At 33.5% G+C, this 22,690-nt stretch carries 13 protein-coding genes; 9 read left to right on the top strand and 4 right to left on the bottom strand.

Annotated features, from left to right (window positions below; all coding sequences use genetic code 11):
- Nucleotides 1-6: 6 nt before the first annotated feature.
- Nucleotides 7-537 carry a hypothetical protein gene (locus KK2020170_RS11940; protein WP_221258548.1) on the top strand — a complete coding sequence of 177 codons (531 nt, stop codon included), beginning with the start codon at nucleotides 7-9 and terminating at the stop codon, nucleotides 535-537.
- Nucleotides 538-622: 85 nt separating this feature from the next.
- On the opposite strand, the gene clpB is transcribed toward KK2020170_RS11940, so the two are convergent.
- The gene (gene clpB / locus KK2020170_RS11935) at nucleotides 623-3,214 is read right to left on the bottom strand and encodes an ATP-dependent chaperone ClpB (protein WP_221258547.1); all 2,592 of its coding nucleotides are present in this window, start codon (nucleotides 3,212-3,214) and stop codon (nucleotides 623-625) included.
- 158 nt (nucleotides 3,215-3,372) lie between these two features.
- Here clpB and ytxJ point away from each other — a divergent pair, with 158 nt between their 5' ends.
- Entirely contained in the window at nucleotides 3,373-3,756 is a 384-nt protein-coding gene (ytxJ, locus tag KK2020170_RS11930) for a bacillithiol system redox-active protein YtxJ (RefSeq protein WP_221258546.1), read from the top strand.
- 30 nt (nucleotides 3,757-3,786) lie between these two features.
- On the opposite strand, the gene KK2020170_RS11925 is transcribed toward ytxJ, so the two are convergent.
- Nucleotides 3,787-4,968 carry a hypothetical protein gene (locus KK2020170_RS11925; protein ID WP_221258545.1) on the bottom strand — a complete coding sequence of 394 codons (1,182 nt, stop codon included), beginning with the start codon at nucleotides 4,966-4,968 and terminating at the stop codon, nucleotides 3,787-3,789.
- Nucleotides 4,969-5,115: 147 nt separating this feature from the next.
- The gene (gene fahA, locus KK2020170_RS11920) at nucleotides 5,116-6,399 is read right to left on the bottom strand and encodes a fumarylacetoacetase (RefSeq protein ID WP_221258544.1); all 1,284 of its coding nucleotides are present in this window, start codon (nucleotides 6,397-6,399) and stop codon (nucleotides 5,116-5,118) included.
- A gap of 111 nt (nucleotides 6,400-6,510) precedes the next feature.
- Here fahA and glyA point away from each other — a divergent pair, with 111 nt between their 5' ends.
- Nucleotides 6,511-7,785: a serine hydroxymethyltransferase gene (gene glyA, locus KK2020170_RS11915; protein WP_221258543.1), complete on the top strand. Its 1,275-nt coding sequence runs from the start codon at nucleotides 6,511-6,513 to the stop codon at nucleotides 7,783-7,785.
- Between the two features lie 89 nt (nucleotides 7,786-7,874).
- Here glyA and KK2020170_RS11910 read toward each other — a convergent pair whose 3' ends face one another.
- The gene (locus KK2020170_RS11910; protein ID WP_221258542.1) at nucleotides 7,875-8,888 is read right to left on the bottom strand and encodes a M28 family metallopeptidase; all 1,014 of its coding nucleotides are present in this window, start codon (nucleotides 8,886-8,888) and stop codon (nucleotides 7,875-7,877) included.
- Nucleotides 8,889-9,103: 215 nt separating this feature from the next.
- Here KK2020170_RS11910 and KK2020170_RS11905 point away from each other — a divergent pair, with 215 nt between their 5' ends.
- The 6 genes from KK2020170_RS11905 to KK2020170_RS11880 all read left to right on the top strand — a co-directional run bounded on the left by KK2020170_RS11905 (nucleotide 9,104) and on the right by KK2020170_RS11880 (nucleotide 22,501).
- Complete coding sequence (locus KK2020170_RS11905) at nucleotides 9,104-9,484, top strand: hypothetical protein (protein WP_221258541.1); 381 nt, start codon at nucleotides 9,104-9,106, stop codon at nucleotides 9,482-9,484.
- Between the two features lie 8 nt (nucleotides 9,485-9,492).
- Nucleotides 9,493-18,207 (top strand): T9SS type B sorting domain-containing protein, encoded by an 8,715-nt coding sequence (locus tag KK2020170_RS11900; RefSeq protein ID WP_221258540.1) that lies wholly within the window; start codon nucleotides 9,493-9,495, stop codon nucleotides 18,205-18,207.
- Between the two features lie 273 nt (nucleotides 18,208-18,480).
- The gene (locus KK2020170_RS11895) at nucleotides 18,481-19,764 is read left to right on the top strand and encodes a site-specific integrase (RefSeq protein ID WP_430622302.1); all 1,284 of its coding nucleotides are present in this window, start codon (nucleotides 18,481-18,483) and stop codon (nucleotides 19,762-19,764) included.
- Nucleotides 19,761-20,732: a hypothetical protein gene (locus KK2020170_RS11890; protein WP_221258539.1), complete on the top strand. Its 972-nt coding sequence runs from the start codon at nucleotides 19,761-19,763 to the stop codon at nucleotides 20,730-20,732. Before KK2020170_RS11895 ends, KK2020170_RS11890 begins: the two co-directional genes overlap by 4 nt.
- 199 nt (nucleotides 20,733-20,931) lie before the next feature.
- Nucleotides 20,932-21,279 (top strand): DUF3853 family protein, encoded by a 348-nt coding sequence (locus KK2020170_RS11885; RefSeq protein WP_221258538.1) that lies wholly within the window; start codon nucleotides 20,932-20,934, stop codon nucleotides 21,277-21,279.
- Between the two features lie 61 nt (nucleotides 21,280-21,340).
- Nucleotides 21,341-22,501 (top strand): virulence-associated E family protein, encoded by a 1,161-nt coding sequence (locus tag KK2020170_RS11880; RefSeq protein ID WP_221258537.1) that lies wholly within the window; start codon nucleotides 21,341-21,343, stop codon nucleotides 22,499-22,501.
- Nucleotides 22,502-22,690 lie beyond the last annotated feature (189 nt).

Here is a 22,690-nt window from a genome sequence, read left to right as displayed (position 1 = left end):
AACATTATGAAGACAATTCCAATCATTTTTATGTTTTGCTCTGTGCTATTAACTCACGCGCAATCTAATTCACAAAATTCAATAATTGAAGAGAATATTGAATTAGAAGATCTTCCAGAAATTGTAATTACTAAAATTGGTGATGACTTTTCATTTTATTTAACAGATAAAAACCCGGACTTAAGTGTTCAAAATTTACAAAACCATTTCATTGCATACAACTTAGGCAAAGATTATCAAGGATATGATAATTTTTTAGTGTTAATGAGAAATGATAAAGGTACTTTAACAGCAACATATAATCAAAACGGAAAGTTAGTACATGTTGTTGAAAAATATGAGAATGTAACATTACCAGATAAGATTATATTTTCTGTTTTTAAAAATTATCCAGGTTGGGGTATCGTAAACGACAAGTATTTATATACTCAAGCAGATGGAGATGTTTTAAAAAAACAATATAAACTAAAAATTAAAAACGGTAACAAAACAAAACGAATTATACTTTCACCATCAGGTGAGATTTTAAAGGATTAATTGAAATTGAATACAAAAAAGGCTTGGATAACTTCCAAGCCTTTTTAAAAACTAACCAAACCTAATTGTATGAAAAAAAACTATTTTATTCTTGATTTCTAAAAACTAATTTTCCATCGAAACTATCTAATAATATTATGCTATCGGTTTTAATATTCCCCGATAGAATTTCTTTAGAAAGTTCGTTTAAAACTTCTCTTTGAATAACTCTTTTTACCGGTCGTGCTCCAAACTCTGGATCGTATCCTTTTATAGCTAAATAATCTATAGCTTCTGGAGTTGCATCCATTGTAATGTGTTGGTGTGCTAGCATTTTAGTAACACTTTTTAATTGTAAGCCAACAATTTGTTTAATATTAGCTTGCGTTAATGGAGTAAACATTACTATCTCATCAATACGATTAATAAACTCTGGGCGAACCGTTTGTTTTAATAAACCTAAAACTTCCACTTTTGCTGCTTCAGCAGCACTTTCAATACTACCTTTTAGATTTTCAAATTTTTCTTGAATAATATGACTCCCCATATTAGACGTCATAATTATAATAGTGTTTTTAAAATCAGCTACACGACCTTTATTATCTGTTAAGCGACCTTCATCTAAAACTTGTAATAAAATATTAAAAGTATCAGGATGAGCTTTTTCAATTTCATCTAACAATACAACAGAGTAGGGTTTTCTACGAACCGCTTCTGTTAATTGTCCGCCTTCATCATAGCCAACATATCCTGGAGGTGCACCAACTAATCGGCTTACACTATGACGCTCTTGATATTCGCTCATATCAATACGCGTAATAGCATTTTCATCATCGAAAAGATATTCAGCTAATGCTTTGGCTAATTCAGTTTTACCAACACCAGTTGTTCCTAAGAATAAGAAAGAACCAATTGGTTTTTTCGCATCTTGTAAACCAGCACGACTTCTTCGAACGGCATCACTTATGGCTTCAATAGCTTCTTCTTGGCCTACAACGCGTTTGTGTAATTCGTCTTCTAGTTTCAACAATTTTTCGCGTTCGCTTTGAAGCATTTTCGTTACAGGAATTCCAGTCCATTTTGCGACAACTTCAGCAATATCATCATGCGTAACTTCTTCTTTTATTAAAGTTTGCCCTTGTTGATTTTCTTGTAATTCTTTTTGAAAAGCATCTAATTTTTCTTGAGCCTCTTTAATTTTTCCGTAACGTAATTCGGCCACTTTTCCATAATCACCTTCACGTTCAGCACGTTCAGCTTCCAATTTGAAATCTTCAATTTCTTGTTTTACATTTTGAATATTTTCAACTACATCTTTCTCTGATTTCCATTTGGCAAAAATCTCGTTACGTTCTTCTTTTAAATTCGCCAATTCAAGATTTAATGTTTTCAATTTTACATCATCGTTCTCACGTTTAATCGCTTCAATTTCAATTTCTAACTGCATAATTTTACGATCCAAAACATCTAATTCTTCTGGTTTCGAATTGATTTCCATACGTAATTTAGAAGCGGCTTCGTCCATTAAGTCAATAGCTTTATCTGGTAGAAAACGATTCGTAATATAACGTTGCGACAATTCTACCGCAGCTATAATTGCATCATCTTTAATGCGAACTTTATGATGTGTTTCGTATTTCTCTTTAATACCACGTAAAATTGAAATCGCACTTTCCGTATCAGGTTCATCAACCATTACTTTTTGAAAACGTCTTTCAAGTGCTTTATCTTTTTCAAAATACTTTTGGTATTCATCTAAAGTCGTCGCACCAATTGCTCTTAGTTCTCCACGTGCTAAAGCTGGCTTTAAGATGTTTGCCGCATCCATTGCGCCTTCGCCACCACCAGCACCAACTAGTGTGTGAATTTCATCAATGAATAATACAATTTCACCATCACCAGAAGTGACTTCTTTTACAACCGATTTTAATCGTTCTTCAAATTCACCTTTGTATTTTGCACCAGCAATAAGTGCACCCATATCGAGTGAATAAATGATTTTATCTTTTAAGTTTTCTGGAACGTCACCATCTACAATTCTATGCGCTAAACCTTCTGCGATTGCCGTTTTACCAACACCAGGTTCACCAATTAACATTGGGTTGTTTTTGGTTCTACGTGTTAAAATTTGTAAAACTCTACGAATTTCTTCATCACGACCAATTACTGGGTCAAGTTTTCCATTTCTAGCTAATTCGCATAGATTTTTAGCATATTTATTTAATGCATTATACGTTTCTTCGGCCGATGCTGAGGTTACTCGTTCTCCTTTGCGTAATTCAGCAATGGCAGCTTCTAAACCTTTTTCGGTTACACCTTGATCTTTTAAGATTTGTGCTACTTTACTTTTAGATTTAAAAATGGCTAAAATTAAATGCTCGATAGAAACATATTCGTCGTTCATTTTTTTTGCAATAATGTTGGCTTCTGTTAAAGTAGAGCCAGCATCTCGAGAAAGCATAATCTCTCCACCACTAACTTTTGGAAAACTTTGTAAAGTGCTGTCTAAAATTTGTTTAAATAAGTCAACATTTACGTTTAGTTTTTTCAAAAGAAACGGCGTTACATTTTCATCAACTTCTAAAATACCTTTGAAAATATGTTCATTTTCAAGTTGTTGATGTCCGAAACCTTGGGCAATTTGTTGTGCTTGTTGTAAGGCTTCTTGCGATTTAATAGTTAAGTTTTTTAAGTTCATATATAAAATTTTCCTTTCAAGTTATTTTTAAGTTGTTTTACTAACTTTGTATAGCATAAGTCAATTTATGTTCCAATGTAAAAAATAAGACAAAATGACTGATTTTAAGTGATTTATACTTTTTTAATCGGTCAAAATGTCGTAAAATATGACAAATCATGAGTTTTTTTGATAAAATATTTGGTAGCGAGAACAGCGAAGTAAATTCAAAAGTGAATTGGATTCCTTTAACAGAATTTTCTCAATTAGATGAAATTGTAGAAAATTCGAATGATAAAACTATTGGAATTTTCAAACATAGTACACGTTGTAGTATAAGTAGGTTTACTTTAAAACAATTTGAGAGCGAATATAATATAGAAAATAAAGTAGACTTGTATTTTCTCGATTTATTAAATCATCGTGATGTTTCAAATGAAATTGCAAATCGTTTTCAAGTAATTCATCAATCTCCACAATTAATTGTAATTAAAAATGGAGTAGCAGTTTATGATGCTTCGCACAGTGATATTGAAGCAGAAGCTTTAGAAAAATATGTATAAAAAAAGCAACTCACCGAGTTGCTTTTTTATTTATCTTCTGAATCGATTATTTGTAATAATTGCTTTTAATTTGGCTTTTAAATCTTCACCAGAGTCAAATATCATTTGTTCGTTAGTTGGAAATGGAACAGCTCTTCTGTCGAAATATTGATAATACGTTTCTTCACAAGCACGTTTATCTCCATTGTAGTTTGCATATATATATTCAAAAACAAATTCGCTTGCTAGTGGGAAAGTTTCGATTAACTGATTACTTCTAAAATCAATATAATCTACTTTTGCTGTTACTTGGCACGATTTAAATTGCGTAAATTCATAAATATTTACTGAAATAGTTTTGAAGTTGTCAACTTTTATAGGGTTCCCTAAACTGTCTTTAACAGTATTACCATTGGCATCAAGAAGATTTTTTACACCGTCTTTAATTTGTTTTTCTTTGATAAATTGCTTTTCACGAACTTGTTCTGGCGACATATTTATTTGGCGGAAGTTAACAATCATTCCATAATCATAATAAACACTTTGTTGGCGATTATTATGATAAACAGTCCATTTGTCATTTAATCCAAAAGTGCTAAAATCTAATAAATCATCTTGTAAACGTTTCGGAATTACCATTCCCGTTTCATTTTTAGTAGAAACGTGAACAAAGTCAGTACCTTTATATTGAGCTTCATCCATCAAAGTTCTTACATCTTTATAATTTGGATTTAATTGATCTAAATAACTTAAATCATCAAACGCTTGACGATAGTTCATTTTATTATTAGACTGCATCAATTTTCTTGCATTAGAATATAAGTATCCAGATAAATTGTTTTTACTTGAAACAATTTTTTCAGAATAATTATCCATTGGGAAAATTGCATTTCTTCCTTCATTATGTAATGGAAGTGGAAGTAAAGGTTTTATTCTTTCCTGACGGTTATGAAGTTGGTTATAAAGATTAAAAATTCGCTCATAGTTTGCAGGATTATTCTCAACTGATAATAATTTTATAGATTCAAGATCTCTTGCTTTTGCTTTTGCAAAAGCTTCTTCTAAAAGATAAACATAATCTTGCTTTCCTTTTGAAGTTTTATTTGTACGTAGTGCATTTACAGTTTTATCAATTGCAGCGTCATAATTTCCTGTGTTAAGTAAAGATTCAGTACTTTTTACTCCACAACTTATAACAATTAGGCTTAAAAATAGGAAGGTAATTTTCTTCATAAAATATTGATTTTGGCAAAGATATAATTTTTTGATTGCTAGAAAATAGAATTGCTTATATCTTTCGTTTAAATGCTCAAAACAAAAAAGATGCCAATTCTTTAATTAAAAAAAAACCGGAAATTAATTTCCGGTTTTTTTACTTTTTTATTTTATCTCAACTGCAGGAAGTAATTTCGAAGAACATTCTCCAAAACCAATTCTTACATCATTATTTTTACAATAACCACGAATAATAACAGTATCGTTATCGTTGATGAATTTTCTTTCACTTCCGTCTTTCATTTGAATTGGATTTTTTCCACCCCAAGTCAATTCAAGCATTGAACCAAAACTATCTTCTGTAGGTCCAGAAATTGTACCACTTCCCATCATATCACCAGAATTAACACGACAACCATTAACTGTGTGATGTGCTAATTGTTGCGACATTGACCAATACATATATTTAAAGTTTGAATTTGAAACTACTGTTTCTTCTTTATTTTCTGGTTGAATTGCAACTTGTAAATTAATATCAAAAGCGTGTGCTCCTTCTTGCTGTAAATACGATAAAGGAGTAGGAGATTGTTCAGGGCCTTTAACTCTGAAAGGTTCTAAAGCATCCATGGTTACAATCCATGGTGAAATTGAAGACGCAAAATTTTTAGCAAGAAATGGCCCTAAAGGAACATATTCCCATTTTTGAATATCTCGAGCACTCCAATCATTGAAAAGCACCATTCCAAAAATATAATCTTCGGCTTCTGAAACAGGAATTGGTTCTCCCATTAAATTAGCATCAGTTGTTATAAAAGCAGTTTCTAATTCAAAATCTACTAATTTTGAAGGCCCAAAAACAGGTTGAGTTTCACCAGCAGGTAACGTTTGTCCGTTTGGTCGTCTCACTGGAACACCACTAGGAACAATTGTAGAACTTCTACCATGATAACCTACAGGAATGTGTAACCAGTTTGGTAATAAAGCATTTTCTGGATCACGAAACATTTTACCAACGTTTGTCGCATGTTCTTTACTACTATAGAAGTCGGTATAATCTCCAATTTGAACAGGCAATAGCATCTCAATTTCAGAAACATTGAATAAGATTATTTCTTTGTGTTCTGCGTTATCTCTTAATTTTGGATTTTCAGCATCAAAAAGTTCTGCAAGGCGATTTCTTACCAAGCGCCATGTTTTTTTTCCATCAGAAATAAAGTCGTTTAAGGTATCTTGCATAAACATGTCGTCTGTTAGCTCAATCCCATCAAAATAACCAAGTCGCTGTAAAGCTCCCATGTCGATAGCAGTTTCACCAATTCGGGTTCCAATTGTGATATCGTTGTTTTTTGTTATGAACACTCCAAATGGAATATTTTGGATTGGGAAATCGCAATTTTCTTTCACATAAATCCAAGATTTTCTGTTTGGGTCGTTTGCTATATTTGGCATAATAAGTTGTTAGTTTGTTGTTGAAAAAATATAAATCAAATATAAACTTTACTGTCTATTTAACAAACCTTTTTCGTAATTTTGAGCAAATTTTAACGAATTACTAAAGAAATGCGACGCGACGAACAAATTTTTGACTTAATTCTTGACGAGCAAGATAGACAACAACACGGTATTGAATTAATAGCTTCTGAAAATTTTGTTAGCGACCAAGTTATGGAAGCTGCAGGATCTTGTTTAACTAATAAATATGCTGAAGGGTATCCTGGTAAAAGATACTATGGTGGATGTGAAGTAGTTGATATTGTTGAACAAATTGCAATTGATAGAGCTAAAGAACTTTTTGGAGCAGAATATGTTAATGTTCAACCGCATTCAGGTTCACAAGCTAATACTGCTGTTTTTGCTGCTTGTCTACAACCAGGAGATAAAATTTTAGGATTTGATTTATCACATGGCGGACATTTAACGCACGGTTCTCCTGTAAATTTTTCTGGGAAATTATACAGTCCAGTTTTCTATGGTGTAGAGAAGGAGACAGGTAGATTAAATTATAATAAAATTCAAGAAATTGCTTCTGCTGAAAAACCAAAATTAATTATTGCCGGTGCTTCTGCTTATTCTCGTGATATGGACTTTAAACGTTTCAGAGAAATAGCTGATAGTGTAGGAGCACTATTATTGGCTGATGTATCACATCCAGCTGGTTTAATCGCGAAAGGTTTGTTAAGCGATCCAATTCCACATTGTCATATAGTAACTACTACAACTCATAAAACTTTAAGAGGTCCAAGAGGTGGTATGATTTTGATGGGTAAAGACTTTGAAAATCCATGGGGGTTAAAAACTCCAAAAGGTGAAATCAGAATGATGAGTCATGTTTTAGATATGGCTGTTTTTCCTGGAAACCAAGGTGGACCCTTAATGCATATTATTGCAGCTAAAGCTGTGGCTTTTGGAGAAGCTTTAACTGAAAACTTTTTCAATTACACACTTCAAGTGCAAAAAAATGCAAAAGCGATGGCTAATGCATTTGTGAGTAGAGGTTATGATATAATTTCTGGTGGAACAGATAATCATATGATGTTAATTGACTTGAGGAATAAAAATATTACTGGTAAAGAAGCAGAAAATGCTTTGGTAAAAGCTGAAATTACGGTTAATAAAAATATGGTTCCTTTTGATGATAAATCACCATTTGTAACATCTGGAATTCGTGTTGGTACTCCAGCAATTACAACAAGAGGATTAGTTGAAGCGGATATGGAAACTATCGTTGCTTTAATCGATAAGGTTATTATGAATTTCCAAGATGAAGCTGTATTAGAGCAAGTAGCTGAAGAAGTAAACGACTTTATGGCTGATAAGCCTATGTTTGTTTTTTAATTGAAAATTAAATAGTTTAATTATGATATAAAAAATCCGAGCAATGCTCGGATTTTTTATATCATAATTAGTAATTTAATTAATTGTAATTACTTCCCGTCTCTATCGACTTTAATTTTTTCAGGTCTGTTTGCTAATTCCCATGCCACTAAAAATGCTAATTGAGCTCTTTTGGCTAAAGCATCATATTCAATTTTATCAGGAGTATCGCTAGGCATATGATAATCAGCATGAATTCCGTTAAAATAGAAAATCGCAGGAACTCCATGTTTAGCAAAATTATAATGATCAGATCTGTAATATATACGCTCAGGATCATTTCTATCATTGTATTTATAATCTAGCTCCATTTTAGTGTATTTATTGTTCATTTCTTCATTAATTGCATGAAGTTCACTACTTAGTCTGTCCGAACCAATTACATAAACATAATTATTTGTATCTGGGTGAAGCGTATCACGACGACCAATCATATCAATATTAATATCGGCAACAGTTTTTTCCATTGGAAACAATGGATTTTCAGAATAATATCGAGAACCATGCAGTCCGTGCTCTTCCCCTGTTACATGTAAAAACAATATTGAGCGTTTAGGTTTAAAACCCTCTTTTTCAGCTTGTTTAAATGCTTGAGCAATTTCTAGCAATGAGACAGTCCCTGAACCATCATCATCAGCTCCATTATAAACTTCACCGTTTTTCATGCCTACGTGATCATAATGTGCGGAAATAACAACGATTTCATCTTTTTTGTCAGTTCCTTCAATGAAGGCCCAAATGTTTTCAGAATCAGGAAGTTTTGGAGCAAATCCTCTTGCCATAAATTCTGAAGGAACTTTTTGGTACCATCCATTTCCTTCTTTAGGGTAACTAATTCCATTTTTCTCATATTGAGAAATTAAATATTTACCAGCTTTTTTTTGTCCTTTACTACCTGTATCACGACCTTCATTTTCGTCTGAAGCAACTATATATAAATGAGTTTTTAATTCGTCTGGTGTAATTGTATTCATGTATTTTGATACATCTGCTTGTTTTTGAGACTTAGAAGAAGCACAACTTGCTAAGATTATAGCTAAAGCGAAAAGTGAAATTTTTTTCATTCTAATACTATTTATTAGTTTTCATGATTGAATTTTTCAAATATAAAATAAAAAAAGGATACCAAATTGTTAATTTTTATATAATGTTTTTAAAAGGGAATTTTTTGATTAGTTAAATTTATTCGTTAAAAAGTTAAAAAATATCTCCAAAAGTTTTGTATTTGTTAAAAAAAAATTAATTTTAGATGTTTTAATCCTTATCAAATGTTAATTTCATGAAAAAAGCTTTACTACTTATTTTATTTGTTTTTGCGATAAACATATATTCCCAAACAAATAACAAAAATTATAATTTACCTCCAGGTTATAAACTTCATCCTAAAAAATCAATTATCGATTTATCTTTTAAATTAGATGATACTAAATTTACAAATCAAGACTATTCAAATAAAGATTTAAAATTTTTAAAAGATATTCCTGAAAATGAAATTTCTACTTTAAAAAATTCTAATCCAGAGTATTTTAAATATTTAGAAAATGGAAATTTGTTTATCAATTCACTTTCAGACAAGGTTAAGAAAATATACTCAAAAGAAGAGCTTTGGTATATTTTTGCTTTTGATCAAACACTTAAAGAAAAACTTACTACCATATAATTTAACCTATGAGAAACAATTACCTATTGCAATTATTATTGCTTTTCGCAATAAGCATTACTTATGGGCAAACTTATAATATGCCTACCGGAACAGGTACCGCATCTTATTCAACTTGTTCAGGAACTTTTAGAGATGGTGCTGGAAATTATGCTAATAACCAAGATAGTAGCGTTACATTTTGTCCTTCTACACCCGGTACAGTTGTAGCAATAACATTTACAGCATTTAACACTGAAGACGGTTTTGATTATTTAGAAATTTGGCAAGGAAACTCTATGACTGGTCCTGCAGATGATGTACTTATGGGTACACCACCAGTTCCTTTTACTGTTTTTTCAACAAGTCCAGATGGATGTTTAACTTTTCATTTTGTATCCGATTCGGGAACGAGTTTCGCTGGTTGGACATCAACCATAGCTTGTTCAACCCCTTGTACACCACCGGTAGCTCAAATGGCTGACAATTCAACTGTTAATATTTGTTCTCCAAATGCTGTTAATCCAGGATCTCTAACAGTTGCATTTGATGCATCACCTTCATATTCACCTGTTGGGAACCCTATTACTTCATATATTTGGGATTGGAATGATGGAACAACTACTACAACAGCTTCACCTACCACTACTCATACTTTTCCAGGGATTGGAGTTTACAATGTTTCTTTAAAGGTTCAAGATAATAATCCATTAGGTTGTGCAAATACTAATTCAGAGACTAGGGTAGTAAGAGTTTTACCCGATGCTGATTTTACTGGAACAACAACAGGTCCGATTAATATTAATTGTGGAGACAATGTTAATTTAACTGGGATTGCAACTTCTCAAACAATTACCCAACAAGCTCCTTCTGTATCAGGAAGCCCTGTTTCTTTACCAGATGGTTCAGGATCTAGTTATACTTCTACATTAGATTTTACTGGTTTATTTCCGGTTGGTGCTACCCTAAATGCTGGATGTTACCCTACATTAACTTTTGATCTAGAACATTCATATTCTGGTGATTTAGAGATAACATTAATCTCACCTACTGGTCAATCGGTAATAGTTTATGATCAGCATGGAGGAGGAACAAATTTTGGTACTTGTTCCAATGGAGCAGATGATGGAGTGCCAGGTTGTACTGCTACTTATACTGTAGTTAATTCAGGAGGAATAAGTTGGACTGCAGCTGCTGCAACAACAACAGCAACTAGTACTTGTGCTAACTGGACTGGTGCTTGTGAGACAGGTAACAATTACATACCTCAAACTTATAATTCTACAAATTCTTTTGCTGTACTTAATGGTTCAGATTTAAATGGAGTTTGGACATTACAAATTACGGATAACCTTACTTGGGATGATGGATTTATTAGTGGATGGTCTTTAACTTTTCCTGCAGCTTGTTATGGAACTGTTGAATTTGTTACTCCAGATATTACAGATTTAACTTGGTCAACAGTTTCGCCAAGTGCACCTTCATTACCAACTCAAACAACTACAACAACTGTTGTAGTAGATCCAGGGCCAGACACTTGTCCTGTTACAGGAACATGTACTGGTACACAATTAAATAACTCTCCTACAGTAGGACCTTTCAATGATTTAGGCTCCTTTACATATACTGTTACTGCAACAGATGAGTTTGGATGTCAGTTTACCCGCGACGTTGTTATTAATGTAGCTCCTCAATGTGCAACTGCTAATATTAGTTATGTTGGAAATCCATTTTGTGAGAATTCAGCTTTAGGTAATGTTACTTTAACGGGAACTGGCGGATTTACTGGAGGTACATTTAGTGCTACTCCAGCAGGTTTATCTATAAATCCTACTACAGGTCAAATAGATCCTTCTACAAGTACTACAGGTATAACATATACGGTTACATATACCATTCCAGCTAGTGCATGTTGTGCTACAGTTGTTACAACAACAACGACAGTTATAGTCAATGCACAGCCAAATGCTGGAACAGATGGCAATACAACAGTTTGTGATAGTAGTACATCAACAATCGATTTATTCTCATTAATTACAGGCGAACAATCAGGCGGAGTTTGGACTCAGACATCGGGAACAGGAGGAACGTTTAACGCAGGAGCAGGTAATTACACACCGGCACCAGGCGCAACAACATCGACATTTACATATACAATAGCAGGCGTAGCGCCATGTATTGATGATAGTAGTGTAGCAACGATAAATATCAATGCACAGCCAAATGCTGGAACAGATGGTTCTACAACAGTTTGTGATAGTAGTACAGCAACAATCGATTTATTCTCATTAATTACAGGCGAACAATCAGGCGGAGTTTGGACTCAGACATCGGGAACAGGAGGAGTGTTTAATGCAGGAGCAGGAACTTACACACCGGCACCAGGCGCAACAACATCGACATTTACATATACAATAGCAGGCGTAGCGCCATGTATTGATGATAGTAGTGTAGCAACGATAAATATCAATGCACAGCCAAATGCTGGAACAGATGGTTCTACAACAGTTTGTGATAGTAGTACCGCAGCAATCGATTTATTCTCATTAATTACAGGAGAGCAATCAGGTGGAGTTTGGACACAAACTTCAGGAACTGGTGGAACATTTAATGCAGGAGCAGGAACGTATACACCAGCACCAGGCGCAACAACATCAACATTCACATATACAATAGCAGGCGTAGCACCATGTATTGATGATAGTAGTGTAGCAACGATAAACATCAATGCACAGCCAAATGCTGGAACAGATGGTTCTACAACAGTTTGTGATAGTAGTACAGCAACAATCGATTTATTCTCATTAATTACAGGCGAACAATCAGGCGGAGTTTGGACTCAGACATCGGGAACAGGAGGAGTGTTTAATGCAGGAGCAGGAACTTACACACCGGCACCAGGCGCAACAACATCGACATTTACATATACAATAGCAGGCGTAGCGCCATGTATTGATGATAGTAGTGTAGCAACGATAAATATCAATGCACAGCCAAATGCTGGAACAGATGGCAATACAACAGTTTGTGATAGTAGTACAGCAACAATCGATTTATTCTCGTTAATTACAGGAGAGCAATCAGGTGGCGTTTGGACACAAACTTCAGGAACTGGTGGAACATTTAATGCAGGAGCAGGAACGTATACACCAGCACCAGGCGCAACAACATCAACATTCACATATACAATAGCAGGCGTAGCACCATGTATTGATGATAGTAGTGTAGCAACAATAAATATAAACCCATTACTTTCTCCTGTTATTAGTTGCGGAGTATTAACTTCTACCTCAGTTGAGTTTAATTGGGCTGCAGTTACAGGGGCTACTAGTTACACAATTAGTTACCAAATTAACTCTAATCCTGTAGTTAATGTTGGAGATGTTGGGAATGTATTAAATTATGTAGTTTCAGGATTAGTACCTGCTGATAGTGTTTTAATTACAGTTACACCTGTTGGTGGAGCTGGGACTTGTTTTACGTTTACAAATCAAACATGTGTGTCAAATAATTGTACACCTCCAACGGCATCAATTAGTTACTCATCACCATTTTGTAATTCTAATTCCACTTTACAAAATGTTACTTTAAATGGTACTGGAGTTTACACAGGAGGAAGCTATAGTGCACCTACTGGTTTATCAATTAATGTTGCAAATGGAGATATTGATCCATCTATTTCTACTGTAGGTACATATACAGTTACTTATACTATTCCTGCTACACCTGGATGTTCACCAGTAGTGACAACCACATCTGTAACAATCAATGCACAGCCAAATGCTGGAACAGATGGTAATACAACAGTTTGTGACAGTAGTACCGCAGCAATCGATTTATTCTCATTAATTACAGGAGAACAATCAGGTGGCGTTTGGACACAAACTTCAGGAACTGGTGGAACATTTAATGCAGGAGCAGGAACGTATACGCCGGCACCAGGCGCAACAACATCAACATTCACATATACAATAGCAGGCGTAGCGCCATGTATTGATGATAGTAGTGTAGCAACGATAAACATCAATGCACAGCCAAATGCTGGAACAGATGGTTCTACAACAGTTTGTGATAGTAGTACCGCAGCAATCGATTTATTCTCATTAATTACAGGAGAGCAATCAGGTGGAGTTTGGACACAAACATCGGGAACAGGCGGAACGTTTAATGCAGGAGCAGGAACGTATACACCAGCACCAGGTGCTACAACATCAATGTTTACATATACAATAGCAGGCGTAGCGCCATGTATTGATGATAGTAGTGTAGCAACGATAAATATCAATGCACAGCCAAATGCTGGAACAGATGGTTCTACAACAGTTTGTGATAGTAGTACAGCAACAATCGATTTATTCTCATTAATTACAGGCGAACAATCAGGCGGAGTTTGGACTCAGACATCGGGAACAGGAGGAGTGTTTAATGCAGGAGCAGGAACTTACACACCGGCACCAGGCGCAACAACATCGACATTTACATATACAATAGCAGGCGTAGCGCCATGTATTGATGATAGTAGTGTAGCAACGATAAATATCAATGCACAGCCAAATGCTGGAACAGATGGCAATACAACAGTTTGTGATAGTAGTACAGCAACAATCGATTTATTCTCGTTAATTACAGGAGAACAATCAGGTGGCGTTTGGACACAAACTTCAGGAACTGGTGGAACATTTAATGCAGGAGCAGGAACGTATACACCGGCACCAGGCGCAACAACATCAACATTCACATATACAATAGCAGGCGTAGCGCCATGTATTGATGATAGTAGTGTAGCAACGATAAACATCAATGCACAGCCAAATGCTGGAACAGATGGTTCTACAACAGTTTGTGATAGTAGTACCGCAGCAATCGATTTATTCTCATTAATTACAGGAGAGCAATCAGGTGGAGTTTGGACACAAACATCGGGAACAGGCGGAACGTTTAATGCAGGAGCAGGAACTTATACACCAGCACCAGGTGCTACAACATCAATGTTTACATATACAATAGCAGGCGTAGCGCCATGTATTGATGATAGTAGTGTAGCAACGATAAATATCAATGCACAGCCAAATGCTGGAACAGATGGTTCTACAACAGTTTGTGATAGTAGTACAGCAACAATCGATTTATTCTCATTAATTACAGGCGAACAATCAGGCGGAGTTTGGACTCAGACATCGGGAACAGGCGGAACGTTTAATGCAGGAGCAGGAACTTACACACCGGCACCAGGCGCAACAACATCGACATTTACATATACAATAGCAGGCGTAGCGCCATGTATTGATGATAGTAGTGTAGCAACGATAAATATCAATGCACAGCCAAATGCTGGAACAGATGGCAATACAACAGTTTGTGATAGTAGTACAGCAACAATCGATTTATTCTCGTTAATTACAGGAGAGCAATCAGGTGGCGTTTGGACACAAACTTCAGGAACTGGTGGAACATTTAATGCAGGAGCAGGAACGTATACACCAGCACCAGGCGCAACAACATCAACATTCACATATACAATAGCAGGCGTAGCGCCATGTATTGATGATAGTAGTGTAGCAACGATAAACATCAATGCACAGCCAAATGCTGGAACAGATGGTTCTACAACAGTTTGTGATAGTAGTACAGCAACAATCGATTTATTCTCATTAATTACAGGAGAGCAATCAGGTGGAGTTTGGACACAAACATCGGGAACAGGCGGAACGTTTAACGCAGGAGCAGGTACTTACACACCGGCACCGGGCGCAACAACATCAACATTCACATATACAATAGCAGGCGTAGCGCCATGTATTGATGATAGTAGTGTAGCAACGATAAACATCAATGCACAGCCAAATGCTGGAACAGATGGTAATACAACAGTTTGTGACAGTAGTACCGCAGCAATCGATTTATTCTCGTTAATCACAGGAGAACAATCAGGCGGAGTTTGGACACAAACATCGGGAACAGGCGGAACGTTTAACGCAGGAGCAGGTAATTACACACCGGCACCGGGCGCAACAACATCAACCTTTATGTATACAATAGCAGGAGTTGCACCATGTGTTGACGATAGTAGTGTAGTTACAATTACAATAAATGCACAGCCAAATGCTGGAACAGATGGTTCTACAACGGTTTGTGATAGTAGTACGGCTGCAATAGATTTATTCTCATTAATTACAGGCGAACAATCAGGCGGAGTTTGGACACAAACTTCAGGAACAGGCGGAACATTTAATGCAGGAGCAGGAACGTATACACCAGCACCAGGCGCAACAACATCAACATTCACATATACAATAGCAGGAGTTGCTCCATGTATTGATGATAGTAGTGTAGCAACGATAAATATCAATGCACAGCCAAATGCTGGAACAGATGGTTCAACAACAGTTTGTGATAGTAGTACAGCATCAATCGATTTATTCTCATTAATCACAGGCGAACAATCAGGCGGAGTTTGGACACAGACATCGGGAACAGGTGGAACATTTAATGCAGGAGCAGGAACTTATACACCAGCACCGGGCGCAACAACATCAACGTTTACGTATACAATAGCAGGAGTTGCTCCATGTATTGATGATAGTAGTGTAGCAACGATAAATATCAATGCACAGCCAAATGCTGGAACAGATGGTAATACAACAGTTTGTGATAATAGTTCAGCAACAATCGATTTATTCTCGTTAATTACAGGAGAACAATCAGGTGGCGTTTGGACACAGACATCGGGAACAGGAGGAGTGTTTAATGCAGGAGCAGGAACGTATACACCGGCACCAGGCGCAACGACATCTACTTTTGAATATATTATAGCAGGAGTTGCACCATGTGTTGATGATAGTAGTGTTGCAACAGTAAATATTGATCCTTATTTGTCAGCAACAATCTCTTATCCTTTATTATCTTATTGTGTAAGCCACGGTACAGTAGATATTGTTTTTGTCGGTACAGGTGTAAATGGAACTTATACAAGTGTTCCTGCAGGATTGGATATAAATATATCTACAGGTCAAATTAATACACAAAATAGTACACCAGGATTTTATACAATCAATTACTTAGTACCTACAAACGGTGCATGTAGTTCTTATACTGTTTCAACAACAATTGAAATTACAGCTAGACCTGTATTAACAATAAATAATCCATTGCCAATAACTTTATGTGATGGAGAGTTTTTACATGTAGACTGGACAAGTAATGTAGCGGGTACTACCTTAACGTATACGGCTTCTAGCAATAATGTTACTTATCCTAGTAATGGAGATCAAAGTACATTAGATCAAGTTTTATCATTAATAAATTCGGATCAGATAGGCGATATTACGATAACAATTACCCCTTTTGCTAATGGCTGTTCAGGAGATGCGATACAAGTACCAGTTCGAATCAATCCAAATCCGGTTATAAGTTCTGTTTCAGTAGATCAGAATACGATTTGTTCAGGCAATGAAGTTACTTTTACTGTAACGAGTAATTTAGGAGGAACGACTTACGATTGGTCGGTAATAAATAATACCGGAGTTACTGTTGTGGGAGGCGTTACAAGTGGAACGATAACTACAGGTACATTAATGTTAGTATTAGAGAACTCTACACCTGGATTATCAGGAACAATAGAAGTTGATTTTACACCTTATAGAGATGGATGTCCAGGAGCGACAGTAGTGAGTGAAGTAATTACTGTTAATCCTATTCCGGGAGTTCCAAACGGATTACCAGAATATTACATATGTGATGGAGAAGCTACGCCGATGAGTATCACTTCAGATCCATTTGTAGCGGGGACAGAATTGATATATGATGTTGTAGATTATTATAATGTAACGGGATATAGTTCAGGCGGACCATTACCGGAGCCATTATTAATAGAGGATGTTTTAACATTAACAGATTCCTATGTTCAAGGTTATGTGGTTTACCGCATTTGGGCTACATTAAATGGATGTGATGGAGAGTATAGAGACTTTACGGTTTATGTAAATCCTAATCCACAACCGGTTTTAACAGATGGTGCGATATGTGTTAATGATATAGGAACAGTTTTCCAAACGTATTGGTTAACAGTTGAAGGATTACCAGGGACAAATTATCAGTATACATGGTATGAGTCATCAGATCCAGTTAATCCTATTGCAATAACAGGAGTTCCAAGTTTAGAGGTAGCTGTAGCGGGTAGTTATTATGTAGTGGTAAGAGATTTAAGTTCAACGGACACTTCATGTGAGGGTACTTCAAACACAGTAAGTGTAATAGAGACCAATCCAGCGACAAGTTTTATCACAACGGTAACTGATGCATTTAGTGATAACGCAACAGTTGTTGTTACGGTAACAGGAGGAAATGGTATGTTATTGTATCAGATAGATGGTGGAGCATTCCAAGAATCGAATGTGTTTACAGGAGTAAGTGCAGGAGAACATGTTATTACGGTTATCGATTCACAAGGGTGTACTTATTTACAAGAGACAGTATTGGTGATAGATTATCCAAACTTCTTTACACCAAATGGAGATGGATATAATGATACATGGAATATAATAGGTTTAAACCAACCAGAGGCGAAGTTGTACATTTTTGATAGATACGGTAAGTTAATCAAGCAATTAAGTACAGTAGGACCGGGTTGGGATGGAACGTATAATGGTGAGCAATTACCATCGACAGATTACTGGTTTAGTTTAGAATATTTAGAAAACGGAGTAGCTAAAGAGTTTAAGGCACACTTCGCAATGAAAAGATAATAAACAAAAATCATAAAAAAAATCCTCACTTAAATAGTGGGGATTTTTTTATTTCTGTATTTCAATAAAAAAAGCTCCAGATTTTCATCTGAAGCTTTACCTGCGGAGAAAGAGGCTCTATAACCTACAATATCATAAATTTTCAATTAGTATTAATAATCTGTTATATAGCAAGTTATTACAAATTTTAAATTTCATTAAAAATCATAAAATATCATTGAATATATCAAAAATTGGGTGTAAATTTGGGTGTAACTTTTGCATCCAAATGATATGATTGATATTAAACGTAATGTTATTTTCTCACTTGAAAACAGAAAAAAGAATGGTGTTCCTGTTGTAGAGAATGTTCCAATTAGAATGAGAGTAATTTTCATGGGTAATCGTGTTGATTTTTCAACTGGATTTAGAATAGATACTTCTAAATGGGATGAGAAAAAACAAAGAGTTAAAAATGGTTGTACAAATAAACTAAAACAGAGCTCTTCTGATATTAATACGAAACTCCAGGAATACGAAAACAATATTCAAAATATATTCAAAATATTTGAAACTCAAGATATAAATCCAACTACTGAATTACTTAAAACAGAATTTAAGAATTTATTCAAAGATGATAATGAAAAAGAAAAGAGTTCTAAAAAAGGATTTTTAAAAGTTTTTGATGAATTTACTAAAGAAAGTGGTAGACAAAATGACTGGACTTATTCTACATTTGAAAAGTTTGCAAGTGTAAAAAATCATCTAATTAAATTTAGCACTAAACTCTCTTTTGACCTTTTTGATGAAAAAGGGTTGAATGATTATGTAATTTTTCTTCGTGATGTAGAACAAATGCGAAATAGTACAATCGGAAAACAAATTGGTTTCCTGAAATGGTTTTTACGATGGTCAAAACAAAAAGGTTACAACAAAAACTTAGCTTTTGAAACATTCAAACCTAAACTAAAAAGTACTCCAAAAAAAGTAATTTTTCTTACTCCTAAAGAATTAAAAAAACTTCGTGAATACAAATTGCCTGAAACTAAACAATATCTCGAAAGAGTTAGAGATGTATTCATTTTTTGTTGTTATAGTTCTCTTAGATATTCCGATGTTAATAATTTAAGACGAAGTAATGTAAAAAAGAATCATATTGAAGTTACAACAGTTAAGACAGCTGATAATCTTTTAATTGACCTAAATAATTATTCAAGAGAAATACTTGATAAATATAAAGATATTCATTTTGAAGATGATAGAGCTTTACCTGTTATAAGTAATCAAAAGATGAACGATTACATTAAGGAGTTGGCAGAATTAGCAGGTATTGACGAACCTGTACATGAAACCTATTACAAAGGAAATAAAAGAATAGATACAATTACACCAAAGTATGCATTGTTAAGCACTCATGCAGGAAGAAGAACATTTATTTGTTATGCTCTTTCAATTGGTATTCCAGTTCAAATTGTTATGAAATGGACTGGACATAGTGACTATAAAGCTATGAAGCCTTACATTGATGTAGTTGATGAATTGAAAGCAAGTGAAATGCAAAAATTTAATTTATTATGATAGAAGAGTTAAAAAGAATAATTGTTGATTACCAAGAAATAAATAGACTTTTAAATAGTATTTTAAGTGTAAGAAAAATAACTTTTGATCAACAAGTTGAAATCAGTAATTATTTTGATAAATACTCAGATTCAAATCAAATAAGTATTGTTCTTTTAAATAATATTAATGAAACTAAATTTTTAAAAGTCCTTTATGCAGAGGTTGATCAATTTGTTAAATCCTACAACGAAAATAAAATTTTTCTAGATGGTTTGAATATAAAAGAGTTATATTATGAATATAGTGGGCTTTATGACAATTTAATTAAACAAAAGTTGATTTCAATAAAGCCTATAGCAAATAAATTTCAAGAAACGAATAAAAGTTTAGAAGCAACAGCTTATGGAAGTCATAAATTAGAGGAAATTGAAAAGAGAAAAATAGAGTATTATCAAGCTAAAGAAATTTATTATGATGAAAAAAAGGAACTTGATGAATTATACGATGAAAAAAAAGAAAGAGAGAAATATTCTTTAAAATTTTTAAAAAATAGATTTAATGATACCTTTATATTGAGTGTAAAAATTTTAGACATATTAAAAAAATATTTACCACTAGGTATTTTAAAAGTTAATGAATATTTAGATGTTAAAGTTTTATCACAAGTTTTTGAATTTTGCAAAGACGAATATTTTGAAGAAACTACAAGTATTAATTTTTATCTTTTTTTTAATCTTTCTAATGATTCAAAAGATTTAATAATCAGAAAAGGAAAAAAAATATATATCTGTCATTTGATAAAAAGAATATCACTTTTAATTGATACTGATAATAGAACTATTTGGAGAGAAGCAATTTTAAATAAATTAGATTTTTTAGATTTTTATAAAAAGAAATCTAATGAATTAGAGTATAATAAGACATCAAATAATAATAAAAAAGCAGCTCGTTTTATTGATGAATTAGATGAAATTTTACAAAAATGATTTAGTAAAGTATCAAAAAGTATCTTTTCCCCTTTTAATTTTAAAAAAAAAATATATAAAATACTGATAACCATATATTTAATATTTAATTTATTTTTTAAATCCCCTTATTTCCCCTTCTTTAAGAACATAATTTTACAATGTTCGAACGCTAAAAGTCTATGTACAAGACTATTGTTAAATGAAACATTTTAAAATTATGGACATTCAAGAATTGTTAAAAAAACCATTATGGCAACTAACGACTGAAGAATTTCTAATGTTAAATAAGGAAAATTCTTCTGAAAATGACAATAAATTTTCGTTAGACCCAAGCTCAAAAAAATATGTTTATGGAATAGATGGCATTGCTAAATTATTTGGATGTAGTAAGCCTACAGCAAATAGATTAAAAAAGAGCAAAAAAATAGATGCTGCAATCACTCAAATAGGTAGAAAAATAATAGTCGATGCTGACTTAGCTTTAAAATTAGCAAAAACAGAAAAACAGGTAGAAAGTAACTTAATTAAAAAAGGCGTTAACCTCGTCAAAAGTATTACGCCTTAAATTTTTTCTAATCGGAATCCATTACAAATATACGTAATGTTTTCCACAATAAAGCATTACTATGGAAATTGATAACCAAAAAGAGGAAGTTGTAACAAATATATTTGATATAACTGAAAGATACCTTTCAAAAAAATATGAATTTAGATTTAATGAAGTCTCTCTAGAAATCGAATATAGAAAGAATAATTGCGGAGTTTTTAAACCTCTAAATGAAAATTCTCTTTTTATAGAACTTCAAAAAAGAGGAATTAAAATATCCATAAATAATCTTTTAGCATTATTAAAAAGTGATTTTGTTGGAAATTTTAATCCAATTAAAGATTATTTTAAAAGTCTACCTGAATGGGATGGCCAACCTCATATTCAAAAATTGTCTAGTTATGTACCTACATTTGATAAAGAGCAATTTGAATACCATTTTCTAAAATGGTGCGTAAGGTGTGTTAAATGTGTTTTTATAGAAGACTATTTTAATAAACAAGCTTTGGTTTTAGTTCATAAAGGACAAAGTAGTGGGAAAAGTACTTTTTGTCGCTTCATGTGTCCACCTACTCTTTCAAACTATATTGCCGAGGATATATCAAATGATAAAGATGCTAGAATTTTGTTGGCAAAAAACTTTTTGATTAATCTTGATGAATTAGCTGTTTTATCAAAAAAAGAAATAAATCAATTAAAATCATATTTCTCTAAAACTGTAATTAATGAGAGATTGCCCTATGATCGAAAGAATAGTATTTTACCAAGAGTATGTTCTTTTATTGGAAGCACCAATATGGCGACTTTTTTAAATGATGAAACTGGTAGTGTAAGGTGGTTATGTTTTGAACTATCAGGAACTATAAACTTTGATTATAAAAATGAAATAAATATTGACAAAGTTTGGGCTCAAGCCTATGCTCTTTCTATAAATGGTTTTGATTGTGAACTTTCTTTTAATGATGTAAAAGAAAACGAAAAAAGAAACTTAAAATATGCAACTGTATCATTTGAACAGGAAGTCATCAGTAAATACATTAAACTTCCTGTAAAAGATTCAGAACCGATTTTTATGACAGCTAGTGATGTTATGCATTTTCTATCAATTAAATATCCTAGACTCAATCATATTAGCATTGGAAAAGCAATGACTGGATTGGGGTTTGAAAGAGTTAAGGATAAAGAAAGAGGAGTTTACGGATACTTGGTTATTACATTGCCATTGTATGAAGTAACATAATCTATAGTTTATTCTTACCAAGTTACCTCTGTTTAAATTAACTAGCTTAAACATTGGTTTTTTACTGGGTAAGAGACTATTAATTTAATCTTACCATAAGTTACCTAACTTACCATTTAATAGTTGATTTGGTAAGAAAGGTAACTTAAAAAAAGTATATAAAACCACTTACCTTTTAGACTATATGTG

Source organism: Flavobacterium okayamense, assembly GCF_019702945.1.
Taxonomy (GTDB): Bacteria; Bacteroidota; Bacteroidia; order Flavobacteriales; family Flavobacteriaceae; genus Flavobacterium; species Flavobacterium okayamense.
Note: the sequence above shows the minus strand (reverse complement) of the source record. Positions and strands in the feature narration are given on the sequence as shown.

What these genes read in the sequence shown, in the direction of transcription:
- KK2020170_RS11940 (WP_221258548.1), top strand. Translation starts at nt 7, where the DNA reads ATGAAGACAATTCCAATCATTTTTATGTTTTGCTCTGTGCTATTAACT.
- clpB (WP_221258547.1), bottom strand. Translation starts at nt 3,214, where the DNA reads ATGAACTTAAAAAACTTAACTATTAAATCGCAAGAAGCCTTACAACAA.
- ytxJ (WP_221258546.1), top strand. Translation starts at nt 3,373, where the DNA reads ATGAGTTTTTTTGATAAAATATTTGGTAGCGAGAACAGCGAAGTAAAT.
- KK2020170_RS11925 (WP_221258545.1), bottom strand. Translation starts at nt 4,968, where the DNA reads ATGAAGAAAATTACCTTCCTATTTTTAAGCCTAATTGTTATAAGTTGT.
- fahA (WP_221258544.1), bottom strand. Translation starts at nt 6,399, where the DNA reads ATGCCAAATATAGCAAACGACCCAAACAGAAAATCTTGGATTTATGTG.
- glyA (WP_221258543.1), top strand. Translation starts at nt 6,511, where the DNA reads ATGCGACGCGACGAACAAATTTTTGACTTAATTCTTGACGAGCAAGAT.
- KK2020170_RS11910 (WP_221258542.1), bottom strand. Translation starts at nt 8,888, where the DNA reads ATGAAAAAAATTTCACTTTTCGCTTTAGCTATAATCTTAGCAAGTTGT.
- KK2020170_RS11905 (WP_221258541.1), top strand. Translation starts at nt 9,104, where the DNA reads ATGAAAAAAGCTTTACTACTTATTTTATTTGTTTTTGCGATAAACATA.
- KK2020170_RS11900 (WP_221258540.1), top strand. Translation starts at nt 9,493, where the DNA reads ATGAGAAACAATTACCTATTGCAATTATTATTGCTTTTCGCAATAAGC.
- KK2020170_RS11895 (WP_430622302.1), top strand. Translation starts at nt 18,481, where the DNA reads ATGATTGATATTAAACGTAATGTTATTTTCTCACTTGAAAACAGAAAA.
- KK2020170_RS11890 (WP_221258539.1), top strand. Translation starts at nt 19,761, where the DNA reads ATGATAGAAGAGTTAAAAAGAATAATTGTTGATTACCAAGAAATAAAT.
- KK2020170_RS11885 (WP_221258538.1), top strand. Translation starts at nt 20,932, where the DNA reads ATGGACATTCAAGAATTGTTAAAAAAACCATTATGGCAACTAACGACT.
- KK2020170_RS11880 (WP_221258537.1), top strand. Translation starts at nt 21,341, where the DNA reads ATGGAAATTGATAACCAAAAAGAGGAAGTTGTAACAAATATATTTGAT.